Source organism: Brenneria populi (genome assembly GCF_036016195.1).
Taxonomy (GTDB): domain Bacteria; phylum Pseudomonadota; class Gammaproteobacteria; order Enterobacterales; family Enterobacteriaceae; genus Brenneria; species Brenneria populi.
Genome location: NZ_JAYWTM010000020.1, coordinates 1 through 13,619 on the forward strand (window position 1 = coordinate 1; position 13,619 = coordinate 13,619).

13 protein-coding genes are annotated in these 13,619 nt (G+C 55.0%); 4 read left to right on the forward strand and 9 right to left on the reverse strand.

The genetic code is table 11. The annotated features are described in order from the left end of the window. Positions 1–7: 7 nt before the first annotated feature. From VSX58_RS16585 to rppH, 7 genes are all read right to left on the reverse strand, one after another. Complete coding sequence (locus VSX58_RS16585; RefSeq protein ID WP_327619052.1) at positions 8–463, reverse strand: YgdB family protein; 456 nt, start codon at positions 461–463, stop codon at positions 8–10. After that, the gene (locus VSX58_RS16590) at positions 460–1,038 is read right to left on the reverse strand and encodes a prepilin peptidase-dependent protein (RefSeq protein WP_327619053.1); all 579 of its coding nucleotides are present in this window, start codon (positions 1,036–1,038) and stop codon (positions 460–462) included. Before VSX58_RS16590 ends, VSX58_RS16585 begins: the two co-directional genes overlap by 4 nt. After that, a complete protein-coding gene (locus tag VSX58_RS16595) occupies positions 1,032–1,571 on the reverse strand; it encodes a prepilin peptidase-dependent protein (RefSeq protein WP_327619054.1) in 540 nt (179 codons plus the stop codon). Before VSX58_RS16595 ends, VSX58_RS16590 begins: the two co-directional genes overlap by 7 nt. 242 nt (positions 1,572–1,813) lie before the next feature. Next, positions 1,814–2,608 (reverse strand): thymidylate synthase, encoded by a 795-nt coding sequence (gene thyA / locus VSX58_RS16600; protein ID WP_327619055.1) that lies wholly within the window; start codon positions 2,606–2,608, stop codon positions 1,814–1,816. A gap of 36 nt (positions 2,609–2,644) precedes the next feature. After that, the gene (lgt, locus tag VSX58_RS16605; protein ID WP_327619056.1) at positions 2,645–3,511 is read right to left on the reverse strand and encodes a prolipoprotein diacylglyceryl transferase; all 867 of its coding nucleotides are present in this window, start codon (positions 3,509–3,511) and stop codon (positions 2,645–2,647) included. 164 nt (positions 3,512–3,675) lie between these two features. Next, complete coding sequence (gene ptsP / locus VSX58_RS16610; protein ID WP_327619057.1) at positions 3,676–5,922, reverse strand: phosphoenolpyruvate--protein phosphotransferase; 2,247 nt, start codon at positions 5,920–5,922, stop codon at positions 3,676–3,678. Between the two features lie 12 nt (positions 5,923–5,934). After that, on the reverse strand, positions 5,935–6,468 hold the full coding sequence (gene rppH, locus VSX58_RS16615) for an RNA pyrophosphohydrolase (protein WP_327613138.1): 534 nt from the start codon (positions 6,466–6,468) through the stop codon (positions 5,935–5,937). Positions 6,469–7,166: 698 nt separating this feature from the next. Here rppH and mutH point away from each other — a divergent pair. The 4 genes from mutH to VSX58_RS16635 all read left to right on the forward strand — a co-directional run bounded on the left by mutH (position 7,167) and on the right by VSX58_RS16635 (position 10,335). Beyond that, positions 7,167–7,853, forward strand: coding sequence for a DNA mismatch repair endonuclease MutH (gene mutH, locus VSX58_RS16620; protein WP_327619058.1), 687 nt, complete (start codon positions 7,167–7,169; stop codon positions 7,851–7,853). Between the two features lie 82 nt (positions 7,854–7,935). Next, entirely contained in the window at positions 7,936–8,652 is a 717-nt protein-coding gene (locus VSX58_RS16625; RefSeq protein ID WP_327613136.1) for a TerC family protein, read from the forward strand. A 224-nt stretch (positions 8,653–8,876) separates the two neighbouring features. Continuing rightward, positions 8,877–9,095 carry a YgdI/YgdR family lipoprotein gene (locus VSX58_RS16630; RefSeq protein ID WP_327619178.1) on the forward strand — a complete coding sequence of 73 codons (219 nt, stop codon included), beginning with the start codon at positions 8,877–8,879 and terminating at the stop codon, positions 9,093–9,095. Positions 9,096–9,294: 199 nt separating this feature from the next. Continuing rightward, complete coding sequence (locus VSX58_RS16635; protein WP_327619059.1) at positions 9,295–10,335, forward strand: NADP(H)-dependent aldo-keto reductase; 1,041 nt, start codon at positions 9,295–9,297, stop codon at positions 10,333–10,335. Positions 10,336–10,540: 205 nt separating this feature from the next. On the opposite strand, the gene VSX58_RS16640 is transcribed toward VSX58_RS16635, so the two are convergent. Together VSX58_RS16640 and VSX58_RS16645 are read right to left on the reverse strand one after the other, a co-directional pair. Then, positions 10,541–11,824 (reverse strand): MFS transporter, encoded by a 1,284-nt coding sequence (locus tag VSX58_RS16640; protein WP_327619060.1) that lies wholly within the window; start codon positions 11,822–11,824, stop codon positions 10,541–10,543. Positions 11,825–12,229: 405 nt separating this feature from the next. Then, positions 12,230–13,219, reverse strand: a complete 990-nt coding sequence (locus VSX58_RS16645; RefSeq protein ID WP_327619061.1) for a substrate-binding domain-containing protein — start codon at positions 13,217–13,219, stop codon at positions 12,230–12,232. Positions 13,220–13,619: the final 400 nt, after the last annotated feature.

The following is a 13,619-nucleotide window of genomic DNA, read 5'->3' on the forward strand; positions in this document are numbered from 1 at the left end:
TCCTGCCTTATTCAGCGTCGGCACAGCGAGTCTTATCCCTATCCGGACAAAAATCCAGCCAGCCATGCGATACCGGCTGCAGCGTAACATGCTGCGCCGCCGACGTTAAGGAGACGACTCGCCGATATAACCGCAGCGGACGCGACGATGCCGGCGTTGTCCCCTCCCCGCGCAGCAGCCACTGCTCCCCGTCGAAAGCCTTTCTCAGACAGGCCTTCAGCTCGTCCGTCGCCAGAGCCTGACACTGCCAGCCGGACTCCGTATCGCGCCAGCGTAGGCTCAGCGCCCAATTCAGGGATGAGGACGCCTGATTAAAAGCTTTCAGGTAGTGGCGCTCATCATTTCCCGTTTGTATCGCGGCATCAAGCTGACGCTGCAGGCCGGACATCAACAGCAGTCCGGCGATGGAGATCAGCATCATCATCGCCAGCGTACCGCCGCCGGACTCGCTGCGTTTTTTCATTGATTGCGCCCTATAACCAACCGGGAGATCTGCTGTCGGATCGCCGGTCGCTTAGTCCAGTAGCCGGCCAAGCGCAGCTGATACAGCGCGGCGCCGGGACGGTCGTTCAAACGCCGCAGGTGAAATAGCGTGAGCGTCACTTCCTGCGGATCAAAAAGCTTTTCCCAGCGATCGCCCCGGCAATTATGCGCTCCGCTCTGGATCTCCAGCGCGCCGGCCCGCAGGCGATAACCAAAAGATTCATCCTGCCGCTCCCCGCCATCCCAGCTGCCGTTGAGGTTCAGATCATACGACACATTAAGGCAGCTTTGCGCCATTTCCCCCGGATACTCCCCGATGCTGACGCCCCTTCCCTGACATTCCCCAGCGCAGAACCCGGCGCGCCGGATATCCTTTTCAATGCCGGATGCCGCCTGGCTGAATAGCTGTTCCAGTCTGAAATACTGAGCGCTATTCTGGCTTTGCATACGCAGCAGGGGATAGAGTTGCGCCGCGGACAGCATAATCAGGCTGCCGAGAGCGAGCGCCAGCAGAATCTCCGGCAGGGTAAATCCCCGCTGCGCCATGTTCAACATAGGGGAATGGCCAGCACCTGCCGCGTTTCGCTGCACAGGCGCATACGTCCGCGCACCGATATCACCAGCCGCACTTCCCCCGCCGGATTCGACAGCGTGATATGCCCAGGCTGAGCGGCGTTGCGTAAGCCATAAAAAGCGAAAGCGTCGCTGGTCGATCGGGTTACGGCAAGCGCTTTGGAGATACGCGTAAATCGCCGCCCGCCATCGTCGCAACAGCCGCCGCCCGCGGAGCAGCCGCGCTCTGCGAAACCCTCCGCCGCATCGCCCCCGCTGTCCGTAGCGCTCTCCATACACCAGTACTCACCTTGCCGCACCAGCCGAACGGTGCGGGTTTCATTATGCCAGTAGGCGTTCGCCTGAACCCGGTTTAAAAAAGCCAGCAGTTGCTGCGCCCCCTGCTCGAGACGCAGCGCCTGCTGATAGCCCGTCCAGGCGCGCAGGCCGCCGCCGGCCAGCAGCGCCACGATAGTCATCACCGCTAATAATTCCAGCAAGGTAACCCCCTGCGCTTGCCGATCGATGGTTTTCATAGCGGTAAGTGTAGGTTTTTTAGCGAGCCAAAACAGCGCATTAAGCGTTTTATGCCTGGCGATGCGCAATATTTTCCGGCAACGATGCAACGGCAGAGGAAAGATGCGGGAGGGCGGGGAAAACGCGGAATGACAGAGATACCGGGCGGAAATGACAGATGAGAACGGGGAGTGACCGGGGGAAATTTATCGCTTTGTCCACGGTTTGAAGGCCGCTCACGCGGCCTTGACGCTTGACGATATCAAATCGCCACCGGCGCTTTGATGGCCGGATAAGGGTCGTAACCTTCGATTTCGAAATCGTCAAAACGGTAATCAAACAGCGTATCGGGACGGCGTTTAATCACCAGTTTCGGCAGGGCGCGCGGCTCACGGCTCAGTTGCAGATGCGTTTGCTCCATATGGTTGTTGTAGAGATGCGTATCCCCGCCCGTCCAGACAAAATCCCCGACCGCCAGATCGCACTGCTGCGCGACCATATGCACCAGCAGGGCATAGCTGGCGATATTGAAAGGCAGACCGAGGAAGACATCGCACGAACGCTGATAGAGCTGGCAGGATAATTTACCGTCGGCGACGTAGAACTGGAAAAATGCATGGCAGGGCGCCAGCGCCATCTTATCCAGCTCCCCTACGTTCCAGGCTGACACAATGATGCGCCGCGAGTCGGGATCCTGTTTCAACTGGGCAAGCACATTTTTCAGTTGATCGATCTGACGCCCGTCGGCGGCGCCCCAGGCGCGCCATTGTTTCCCATAAACCGGCCCGAGATCGCCGTTCTCATCCGCCCACTCGTCCCAAATACTCACTTTGTTATCATGCAGATACGCCACATTGGTATCGCCATTCAGGAACCACAACAGCTCGTGAATAATTGAACGCAGATGGCAGCGTTTGGTGGTTACCAGCGGAAAACCTTCCTGCAAATTGAAACGCATCTGATGACCGAAAATCGACACCGTGCCCGTGCCGGTGCGATCGGCTTTCGGCGTTCCTTCATCGAGCACTTTTTTCATCAGATCCAGATACTGTTTCATACTACCTCACCACGAATATTAGAAAATTACGCCTGACTATTGCCGGGCAGGCTGACGCCGATAGGCCCAGACCATCATCAGAACGCCCGCTATCACCATCGGCAGCGACAGGATTTGCCCCATGCTGAGGATATTGCTGAACAGCCCCAGTTGGGCATCCGGTTCACGGAAGAATTCCACGATGATGCGGAACGCGCCGTAACCAATCAGGAATAGCCCGGAGACGCTCCCCATCGGACGGGGCTTACGAATGAAAAAATTCAGAATGATGAACAGAACAATCCCTTCAAGCAACATCTCATAAAGTTGAGAGGGGTGACGCGGCAGAAGACCGTACTGATTAAAAATCGCCTGCCACTGGGGATTGCCGGCCGCCAGCGCCAAATCTTCGCCGCGCGATCCGGGAAACAGCATCGCCCACGGCGTGTCGGTGGTTACGCGTCCCCACAGTTCGCCGTTGATAAAGTTGCCCAGACGCCCGGCCCCCAGGCCGAATGGAATCAGCGGCGCGATAAAATCGGACACCTGAAAGAAATGCCGCTTCGTCCGGCGCGCGAACCACAGCATCACGCAAATCACGCCGATCAGACCGCCGTGGAACGACATGCCGCCGTCCCAAACTTTGAATAAGTAGAGCGGGTTTTGCAAAAATGACGGCAGCGCATAGAACAATACATAGCCCAGGCGGCCGCCGATAAACACCCCGAGGAACCCCATATACAGCAGGTTTTCCACCTCATCCTTCGTCCAGCCGCTGCCGGGTTTGTTGGCCCGGCGAATAGCCAACCACATGGCAAACACAAACCCAACCAGATACATCAGCCCATACCAGTGCAACGCCACCGGCCCAAGCGAAAAAATCACCGGATCAAACTGAGGAAACGCCAGATAGCTCGTCGTCATCGTTCACCACATCATTTATTGTGTCGCCCCGATCGGAGCGGTATATAAAGCCGGAATAGTCGTTATCCGTCCCGCAAGCCGCGGCGAGGCATCATAGCATAGCGCGCCGGGTTCATAAGTTTTGAGATTGGGAAAGTTCTGTAAAACATTTTCAATAACCGCAATCAACGGCCGCCCCGAATCAAACCGCCCAGCCCGCGCTCCTCGATAAAAATAGAGGCCCACTGCCGGACTTCGCGGGCGCTTTGGGCTTTCAGCAGCTGCCGCACCAGCGTTTGCACTTCGGTTAAGTCGAGCTGACGCAGCAGATATTTAATACGCGCCACGCTGCGCCCATTCATGCTGAGAGAGCGATATCCCAATCCTATCAGCATTAAGGCGCCCAGAGGTTCGCCGGCCATCTCGCCGCACACCGAAAACGGGATGGCGTGACGCTGACACTCGGCGGCGATGGTATGCAATACCTGCAGCATCGACGGATGCAGGCTGTCATACAGCGCGGCCACATGAGTGTTGTTACGATCCACCGCCAGCAGATATTGCGTAAGATCGTTGGAGCCGACGGAAACAAAATCGACGCGCGCGGCCAGATGCGGCAGCAGAAACACCATGGAGGGTACTTCGATCATAATGCCGAGGCGCGGCTTAGGCTGCGGGAACCCCATCAGCTCTTCAACCTCGCCTACCGCCCGATCGAGCAAACCGCGCGCCTCGTCTATCTCATCCAGGCTGCTGACCATCGGCAACAAGATGTTCAAATTGCCGGTATGCGCGTTCGCCCGCAGCATGGCTCTGATTTGCACCAAAAATATTTCCGGCTGATCGAGGGTAATGCGAATCCCGCGCCAGCCGAGGCAAGGGTTCTCTTCAGCGATCGGCAAATAAGGCAATGGCTTATCCGCGCCGATATCCAACGTGCGCAGCATCACCGGGCGCGTCGGATAGAGCTGCAACATACTCTGATACTGCGCCGTTTGTTCATCTTCGGGCGGAAAACCGTTCTGAAACATAAAGGGGATTTCAGTCCGGTATAATCCTACGCCATCGACCTGATTAATAAAAAGTTTCTCATGATCCGTACTTAACCCGGCGTTCAACATCACCTGAATACGCTCGCCGCTTTTCAGCACGGCCGGGCGATCCACATCATCTTCGGCCAGGCGCGTTAGCTCATTTTCTTCCGCTAACAGGCGTTGGTACTCCTGCTCCAGCGCCGGCTCAGGATCCACCAACAGCTCGCCGCGGTAGCCATCGATAATCAGCAAGCGCTGATTAAGCAGCTCCGGCTCAATATCCACGCCGACCAGGGTCGGGATCCCCATGGCGCGCACCAGAATAGCGGCATGCGAATTCGCCGCGCCGTCGAATACCACCACGCCCGCCAGCCGTTCCCGCGGCAATTCCGCCAACAGCGTCGCCGTCAGCTCATCGGCGACCAGAATAAAGCGTTCGGGCCATTGCCCGATGCTTTGCGCGTTATCGTCAAGATGGAACAGCAGCCGCTGCCCTAATGCGCGTAGATCGCCGGCGCGCTCCCGCAGATAGGTATCCTGCAAATTAGAAAATTGCGCGGCGAAACGCTCAATCACCAGCTTGACCGCCCACTCCGCCGCATTGCCAGCATCCACTTCCTGAAACAGCTCCCGCTTCAGGCGCGCGTCGTTCAGCAGATGGGTGTACAGATCAAAAATAGCGGCGCTCTCTTTCTGCGCGCCGGCGCTAAAACGCTTGCTGAAGCGGCGGAACTCCGCCGTCGCTTCTTCCAAAGCCTGGGTTAATCGCGATCGCTCCCGTTCGCTATCCAGGCTTGAAGCCGGAAAAACGTGCTCCAGCGAAGGCTGGCTGCAGTCGCGCCACCCCGTCGCCAGCGCAACGCCGGGCGACGCCGCCAGCGCCTTGATGCGCGTCTGGCGGTATTGACCGAACAGCGTTTTAATCTGCGACAGGGAGAGAATGGCCGCCATCTGGGTCGCCAGCGTGACCATAAACGACTCTTCGTTTTTATCGAATTGGCGATGCTCACGCTGCTGCACCACCAAGACGCCCAGCAGCTGACGACGGTGGATAACCGGCACGCCGAGAAAAGAGCGAAAATGCTGTTCCCGTACGGCGGGAATATATTTGAAGCTGGGATGAGCGCGGGCGTCGGCCAGGTTAATCGGCTCGGCGCGCTGCCCAACCAGGCCGACCACGCCCTGTCCGAAAGCCAGCGTAACGGCGCGTCCGCGCGGTTTTTTCAATCCGCGCGTCGCCATCAGGTAGTAACATTGATGATCGTGATCGGCCAGGTAAATTGAACAGACTTCCGTGTCCATCGCCTGGCAGGTTTCATTGACCAGAATTTCCAGCGCATCACTAAGGCGGGCCGCCGCCGCTACTTTTTCGACAATTTCCCGCAAGCGCGTGAGCATGATGTGCCTGTATTATCCTCTTTTCCGCCGGAAGCCGGACGACGAAGCCGGGCGAACCGCGGCATTCTCCTGAAGCTGTATCACCGGGCTGATAAATTCCTTCATCACCCGACGGTAAACATCGCGTTTGAAAGAAACGACCTGGCGGACCGGGTACCAGTAACTGACCCAGCGCCAACCATCAAACTCGGGCGTGCCACTGCTTTGCATATTGATATCCGACTCATTACACATTAACTGTAGCAGAAACCACTTTTGCTTTTGGCCAATACATACCGGCTTTGTATCCCAACGCACCAAACGCTTCGGTAATTTATAGCGCAGCCAGCTGCGGGTAGATGCCAGAATACGGACATCTTTTCTTCTTAACCCCACTTCCTCATACAGTTCGCGGTACATCGCCTGTTCCGCGCTTTCTCCGGGGTTAATCCCCCCCTGGGGAAACTGCCAGGAGTGCTGACCGTAACGGCGGGCCCATAAGACCTGTCCCTGCCGATTACAAATTACAATACCAACATTCGGGCGGTAGCCATCATCATCGATCACCGGACTACCTCGATAGACTTAAATGCAAAGATGACTTGATTGTTTCACACTCCCGCCAGACGGTAAACCACTGCTTGGAACAGTTATCGTTCTAATAAATGTGCGATAACCCACAGAGTTAATCGAAGTTATAAACATGTAAAGTTCAATATGGCCGTTTTATTCACTATTTCTGTGGACATCTTTGTGTAGAACCCATGAAAAAGTGAGTAAAACTTATTTTTCGCTTAAAAAGGCACGCCGGCGGCAATAAAAAAATAATCATTGCCATTCATTGCATTAGGTATTTTTTTAACAGCTAGATCACCGGAAGATCCTCCGATTGAACAGCCGCCGCCAAAACGGTGGCGAAAGATCGCGCGACGCCGATTTTATCCACAGAAGCGCCGCCGCCATCAGGCAAAAAACAGACAAAAACAGTAAAAACCCCCGGCGTCAAGGCTGTAAATCAAACCAGTAATCTATCTTTATGCCGGTTATCCAAGAAATCTGTGGATAAGATGGTGTAAGATCCTGTTCATTGTTGGCGTCGACAGGTGAACAGTTTGCCAACGCGGACCCGGCCGGCGTCGCGCCGCTAAAAAAAATCGCTATGAATCATGCTATTATTGAATTTCTCAACCGGCTATCAGGTTGTGCACTAACGCGTTTTAAACATTGTATTTTTTTTAATCAGAAAAAATCAGGCCATAGACGTTATGAATTCACCCTCCGTTTCCATCGCGCCGCCGCAGAGCGAGCAGGAGCTGCTGCAGCGCGCCCAATCGCTTGCTGGCTACAACCTGGCTGAACTGGCGCATATCGCGCAACTGCCGCTGCCGGCCAATCTGAAACGGGATAAGGGGTGGATCGGCGTACTGCTGGAGCGCTTTCTGGGCGCCAGCGCCGGCAGCAAACCGGAGCAGGATTTCCCCGACATCGGCATTGAACTGAAGACCATTCCCATCGACGAACAGGGACGGCCGCTGGAGACCACTTTCGTCTGCGTGGCGCCGTTAACCGGCAACAGCGGCGTCACCTGGGAAAGCAGCCATGTCCGACACAAGCTGGCGCGGGTGTTATGGATACCGGTCGAAGGCTCCCGCAGTATTCCGCTGGGCGAGCGCCGCATCGGCGCGCCGCTTATCTGGAGCCCCAGCCGGGAAGAAGAGGAACGGCTACGGCGCGACTGGGAAGAGCTGATGGACTTAATTGTGCTCGGCCGGGTTGAAAGAGTCACCGCGCGCCACGGCGAAGTGCTACAATTGCGCCCCAAAGCGGCGAATAGCCATGCGCTGACGGAAGCGATTGGCGAGTTTGGACAACCGATTCTGACCTTGCCACGTGGATTCTACTTAAAGAAAACGTTCACCGCTCCCCTGCTGGCGCGCCATTTTCTGCTATAGCCGGCGACGTTTTTTTCTTGCCTGCTCGCTAAGCTAGCAGCGTATAATATTGTTTACATTTCGTTTAAGGTACTTTGATATAATGTTCGATTGGATTGTTGATCCGAATGCCTGGTTAGCTCTGGGTACGCTGACTATTCTGGAAATCGTTCTGGGTATCGACAACATTATCTTTCTGTCGCTGGTTGTCGCCAAATTACCCAAAGCCCAACAAAATAAAGCTCGCCGTTTGGGGCTGCTCGGCGCCATGCTGATGCGTCTGGGGCTGCTGGCGTCCATCGCCTGGGTTATCCGCCTGACAAATCCGCTGTTTACCCTCTTAGGCAATGAGATCTCCACCCGGGATCTGATCCTGTTTTTCGGGGGGCTGTTCCTGATCTGGAAATCGGTCAAAGAGATCCATGAAATGGTAGAAGGCGGCTCGGAGGAGCATGCGACTCAGGTGCACTCATTCTGGGGCGCCATCGTACAGATCATGCTGCTGGATATCATCTTCAGCCTGGACTCGGTGATTACCGCCGTCGGCCTTTCCGACCATCTGTTTATTATGATGGCGGCGGTGGTGATCGCGGTTGGCGTAATGATGTTCTCCGCCCGAGCCATCGGCGAGTTCGTCGATCGCCATCCGTCGGTCAAAATGCTGGCGCTGACGTTCCTGATCCTGGTAGGGTTCACCCTGATTCTGGAGAGCCTCGATATTCATGTGCCGAAAGGCTACATCTATTTCGCCATGTTCTTCTCCATGTCGGTGGAAGCGCTGAATCTGCTGCGCGGCAAAAAAGCCAACGCGGCAGATTGAACAGCCGCAGACGGTTGACCGGCCGTCTGCCGGACCGAAAGGCGCGGGGCGAGGCGTCCCCTCTCCCCCGCTTCGGACGCGTCCTCGGCCTTAACGGACGTTAGCTTCCTCCTATCAATTTTTCCCACTATTCTTACTTAATCCTCACGATCTATTTGTTAGACTCGCCGACGGCTCCCGTTTTTTACTCTCGGCAACAGGTAATTCGGTAACAGGTAATGATGATGAAAGTTCGGATGAAAATAGCGGTAACGCTGACGCTGCTGTTCACCCTGTGCGGCTGCGCCGGTAACTATGTGATTGCGACGAAAGAGGGAGAAATGCTGCTGACGCACGGTAAACCGGTCCTGGACAAAGAGACCGGAATGATCGGCTACATCGATGAAGAGGGAAACGAGAGACAGATTAACGGCGATCGGGTCTCCCAGATAATCGAACGCTGATGTTCGCCGTTTTTAGCCAACCTTGCGCCCCCGCGGCTTTAAACGATAAAGACGCTTCCCCACATGCCACGGCTCCGTTATAGTCGAATTCAGGTGTCGATACCCATGAGCGTTCAGGATGCGGGCGGCGATACGCCTGCCGCCTGAAGATGACGGGTATAACAACACCGGCCATTCGCAGAGATAAAGGAAGCTGGCAATGCTATATCACCGTATTCCCCATAGTTCTTTAGAAGTGAGCGTTCTGGGTCTTGGCACCATGACCTTCGGCGAACAAAACAGCGAGGCCGACGCGCATGCCCAGTTGGATCGCGCTATTGCCGCCGGCGTTAACCTGATTGACACCGCAGAGATGTATCCGGTGCCGCCGCGCCCGGAAACGCAGGGATTAACCGAGAACTACATCGGCTCCTGGCTGAAATCCCGCGGCGGACGTGAAAAGTTGATTCTGGCCAGCAAAGTGGCCGGCCCGGTGCGCGGTAATGATAGCGCTATTCGCCCGCAGCAGGCGCTGGACCGCAAAAACATCCGCGACGCGCTGGATGCAAGCCTGACGCGTCTGAATACCGACTATCTCGACTTATACCAACTGCACTGGCCGCAGCGGCAAACCAACTACTTCGGCAAACTGAATTATCAATATACGGATGAAAAACCGGCCGTTACGTTATTAGAGACGCTGGAAGCCCTGAGCGAACAGGTTCGGGCGGGGAAAATCCGCTATATCGGCGTCTCCAACGAAACTCCATGGGGAGTCATGCGCTATCTGCATCTGGCGGAAAAGCATAACCTGCCGCGCATTGTGTCGATTCAAAACCCTTATAGCCTGCTGAACCGCAGTTTTGAAGTGGGCCTGGCGGAAATCAGCCAGCATGAAGGCGTGGAGCTGCTGGCCTACTCCGCGCTGGCGTTCGGCACGCTGACGGGGAAATACCTTAACGGCGCCAGACCCGCCGGCGCGCGCAACACGCTGTTCAGCCGCTTTGTTCGCTATAACGCTCCGCATGCCGAACAGGCTATCGCCGAATATGTGGCGCTGGCGCAAAAATACGGTCTCGACCCGGCGCAAATGGCGCTGGCCTTCGTGCGCCAACAGCCGTTTGTCGCCACCACGCTGCTGGGGGCGACCTCAATAGCGCAGTTGGAAACCAACCTCGCCAGTCTGGAGCTCACGCTGGATCAAGAAATACTGGATGAGTTGGAGGCGATCCACCGCCGCTTTACCATCCCGGCGCCTTAGTTTCAGGCCGGCGGCGATGCAAGCGAAGAGGAAAGCGTTCGCGCGAACGACGGCTCCGCAAGAGTGAATCTTGCGGGATAAGGCTACATTCGCACGGTTCGACGTTACCACAACGCACCCGCCGCCTCTTTACGAACCGCGCACGCTTAGCGCTCGATGTCTTGTTCGGCAACGGCTGACGCCGCCCGCTCGGGCGGCGCCGGCGTTAAGGGTGCGACGCCGCCAATCGTGATTTTTTCTCATCGCCCGGCGCCTTAACCGTAATGGTCAGCAGCACCGAGAGCAGCAGCGCAACGGCCATAAAGCTATAGGAGACGCTCGGATTGCCGGTAATGCCGTTCAGATAGCCGACCAGCCAGGCGCCGAGGAACGCGCCCAGCGCGCCGAAACTGTTGATCAGGCCAATAGAAACCCCGGATACATTTTTAGGCAGCAGTTCGGGGATCAGGGCGAAGAACGGGCCATAGGGCGCATACATGCAGGCGGCGGCCACCACTAACAGCGCATAAGAAACCCAGAAGTATTGCGTCCCGATGACATAGGAGGTGAAAAATGCCAACGAGGCGATCAACAGTAACGGCCAAATATAGAGTTTACGGTTCTGCATCTTGTCCGACAGCCAGGAAACCGTCAGCATCAGTACGATAGCGGCGAAGTAAGGCAGCGCCGAGAGCCAGCCGACGGACACGATATCCAAAGAGGCGGCGGATTTGATGATCGAAGGCATCCACATCATAAAACCGTAAACGCCGATGCTCCATAACGCATGTACGGCACACAGAATAATCACATTGCGCGAGCGAAAGGCTTCGCCGTAGTTGCGGACGGGTTTGATATTTTTTTGTTCGGCATCCATCACCGCCTGAAAGTCGGCTTTTTCCTGCGCGCTCATCCAGGTTACTTCGGAGGGTTTATCGCGAACCAGGAACCACCAGATAAACGCCCAGATAATGGCGGGCGCCCCTTCGATGATGAACATTTCGCGCCAGCCATACGCGTTTATCAGGTAGCCGGAGACGATGGACATCCACAAAACGGTCACCGGATTGCCCAATACCAGAAACGTATTGGCGCGCGAACGCTCCTCTTTGGTGAACCAGGAGCTGATATAAATCAGCATTGAGGGCATTACCGCCGCTTCCACCACGCCAAGGATAAAACGGATCGCCATCAGCATCGGAATGTTATTCACCAATCCGGTTGCGGCGGCGCATAGACCCCAGAGGACCAAACTGACGAAAATCAGTTTGCGCACGCTGCGCCTGACGGCGTAAATGGAGCCCGGCACCTGAAAAAAGAAGTAGCCGAGAAAGAACAGCGCGCCGATTAGCGAAGACGTTCCCTTACTGATGCCCAAATCCACCTCAATACCCGACGCCGCCGCAAAACCATAGTTGGCGCGATCGAGATAGGCGAGGCTGTAGGTAATAAAAATAATCGGCATTAAATACCACCAGCGCTGAATAGCTATTTTTTTATTCGTCATCATGATTACCTATTTACTTTGTATTGTTATCGTGCGCCAGGGAAATATTAAAAGGATCCCCGAGCACCGAATTAAAAAAGAAGGCGCTAATTAATATAAAAGGAGTTATGTGATACGGATAAATATTACTCCCCGCATCATGGCATACCGAAATTCACTCTAAAAAATAGACTCTCGAAACAAATCAACGCAAAAATAAATATTCAAATTTAATTTTAGTTCCCTGTTATTTACGATCATCAGACATTGTTGACGTTATAAATATAAGAACCTTTTTCAGCTTTTATTTTTGTGATTTATATCACTGTAAATCATGTTAAGGAAAGATGTTACTGGTAACGTGATCCGCGTGGCATTGCAGTCGGCTTTCGCCGCGCCTTATGCCGCAACTGTTTGACGAATGGGGAGTTATAGCGTGCCGCCCAGTGAAAGGCGGTAGTGTAGGTCGACATACTCTATCGTTGGCAGATGGTTGATTTTCTTGATTAATATCTCCGTCGCCACCTTCCCCATCTCAAAGCGCGGAGTAACGACGCTGGCGATGGCGGGAGTGGTGGCTTTCCCAATATCTAAACCGTGAAAGCCGGAAATAGCGATGTTAGCGGGTATGTTAAGCGACAAACGCAGGCACTCCTGCAATACCCCTACGGCGATATCATCATTCGTACAGAAAATAGCGTCCACTTGCGGATACATCTGACGTATCAACGCCAGCATATCCGCGCCGATCGAGACCGAAGAGACCTTGTTGGGCGAAATCTGCATCGGCTCCAGGCCGGCTTCCCGCATGGCCCGGCTATAGCCCTGATAGCGTTTACGGTCGCGAATATCGGACATGGAGCCGAAGTAGAGCACATGGCGTTTTCCGCTGGCCAGAATCGCCGCCGTCATATCATACGCGGCCTGCGTATTGTTGAACCCGACCACGATACGACCCGGCAGCGGCTGCAGATCCATCACCTGAGCAATGGGAATATTGGCGGAATCAAGGTACTTAGCGGCGCGCAGCGTATGTTCGGAATCGGTCAGGATCAGCCCGGCGATATTACAGGAGAGCAGGTTGACAATCTGCTCCTCTTCACGGGCTTTATCGTAGTTGTAGTTGACCACCAGCGTTTGGTAACCGTTCAATGCGGTGACGGACTCAATGCCGGCCAGCAGATCGGAGAAAATCTGGTTATTAAAGGAGGGAACCAGAATACCGATGCGCGGCGCGGGCGCCGCTATGGTCTCTTTGCGTTCGTCAGGCGTGTAATTTACCTCGGCGATCACCTGGGCGATGCGCTGCGCGGTTTCAGGCGAGACTTTATCCGGCGTACGCAGATAACGGCTGACGGTCATCTTGGTAACGCCTGATAATTGGGCAATGTCCTGTAACGTAACGCGCTGGCTTTTCATGCGGGAAGGCCCGGATATCTCCTGATTCAAAACGGGGATTATGCACCGCCCCTGCGGGAAAAGGGAAGGATGTTACCCGAATAGCTCTCGTAACATTGCCAGGATTGAATAAATAATATTATTTTTCATTATGTTATATAAATAACCGGCGGCGTCGGTCCATATTGCCGCCCATAGACGGGCGGCGGATCACGTAAAGAGTAACACCCCTGCGTAACACGATATTAAGTGATCTATGTCACAGTCCTATCGGAAATAAACCGCTTTGATATATATAAGGTCCGGCACCGGCGATGCGATTGCGCCGCCGTTACTATCAGGGTTCAGGTACGCCATCCCGCGGCCCGAATTATTTAGGATTTATTATCACGCATTGATCCCGCATGTCAGCGGGATCGGG

What these genes read in the sequence shown, in the direction of transcription:
- VSX58_RS16640 (WP_327619060.1), bottom strand. Translation starts at nt 11,824, where the DNA reads ATGATGACGAATAAAAAAATAGCTATTCAGCGCTGGTGGTATTTAATG.
- VSX58_RS16595 (WP_327619054.1), bottom strand. Translation starts at nt 1,571, where the DNA reads ATGAAAACCATCGATCGGCAAGCGCAGGGGGTTACCTTGCTGGAATTA.
- VSX58_RS16585 (WP_327619052.1), bottom strand. Translation starts at nt 463, where the DNA reads ATGAAAAAACGCAGCGAGTCCGGCGGCGGTACGCTGGCGATGATGATG.
- VSX58_RS16630 (WP_327619178.1), top strand. Translation starts at nt 8,877, where the DNA reads ATGAAAGTTCGGATGAAAATAGCGGTAACGCTGACGCTGCTGTTCACC.
- VSX58_RS16590 (WP_327619053.1), bottom strand. Translation starts at nt 1,038, where the DNA reads ATGTTGAACATGGCGCAGCGGGGATTTACCCTGCCGGAGATTCTGCTG.
- VSX58_RS16625 (WP_327613136.1), top strand. Translation starts at nt 7,936, where the DNA reads ATGTTCGATTGGATTGTTGATCCGAATGCCTGGTTAGCTCTGGGTACG.
- ptsP (WP_327619057.1), bottom strand. Translation starts at nt 5,922, where the DNA reads ATGCTCACGCGCTTGCGGGAAATTGTCGAAAAAGTAGCGGCGGCGGCC.
- thyA (WP_327619055.1), bottom strand. Translation starts at nt 2,608, where the DNA reads ATGAAACAGTATCTGGATCTGATGAAAAAAGTGCTCGATGAAGGAACG.
- VSX58_RS16635 (WP_327619059.1), top strand. Translation starts at nt 9,295, where the DNA reads ATGCTATATCACCGTATTCCCCATAGTTCTTTAGAAGTGAGCGTTCTG.
- mutH (WP_327619058.1), top strand. Translation starts at nt 7,167, where the DNA reads ATGAATTCACCCTCCGTTTCCATCGCGCCGCCGCAGAGCGAGCAGGAG.
- VSX58_RS16645 (WP_327619061.1), bottom strand. Translation starts at nt 13,219, where the DNA reads ATGAAAAGCCAGCGCGTTACGTTACAGGACATTGCCCAATTATCAGGC.
- lgt (WP_327619056.1), bottom strand. Translation starts at nt 3,511, where the DNA reads ATGACGACGAGCTATCTGGCGTTTCCTCAGTTTGATCCGGTGATTTTT.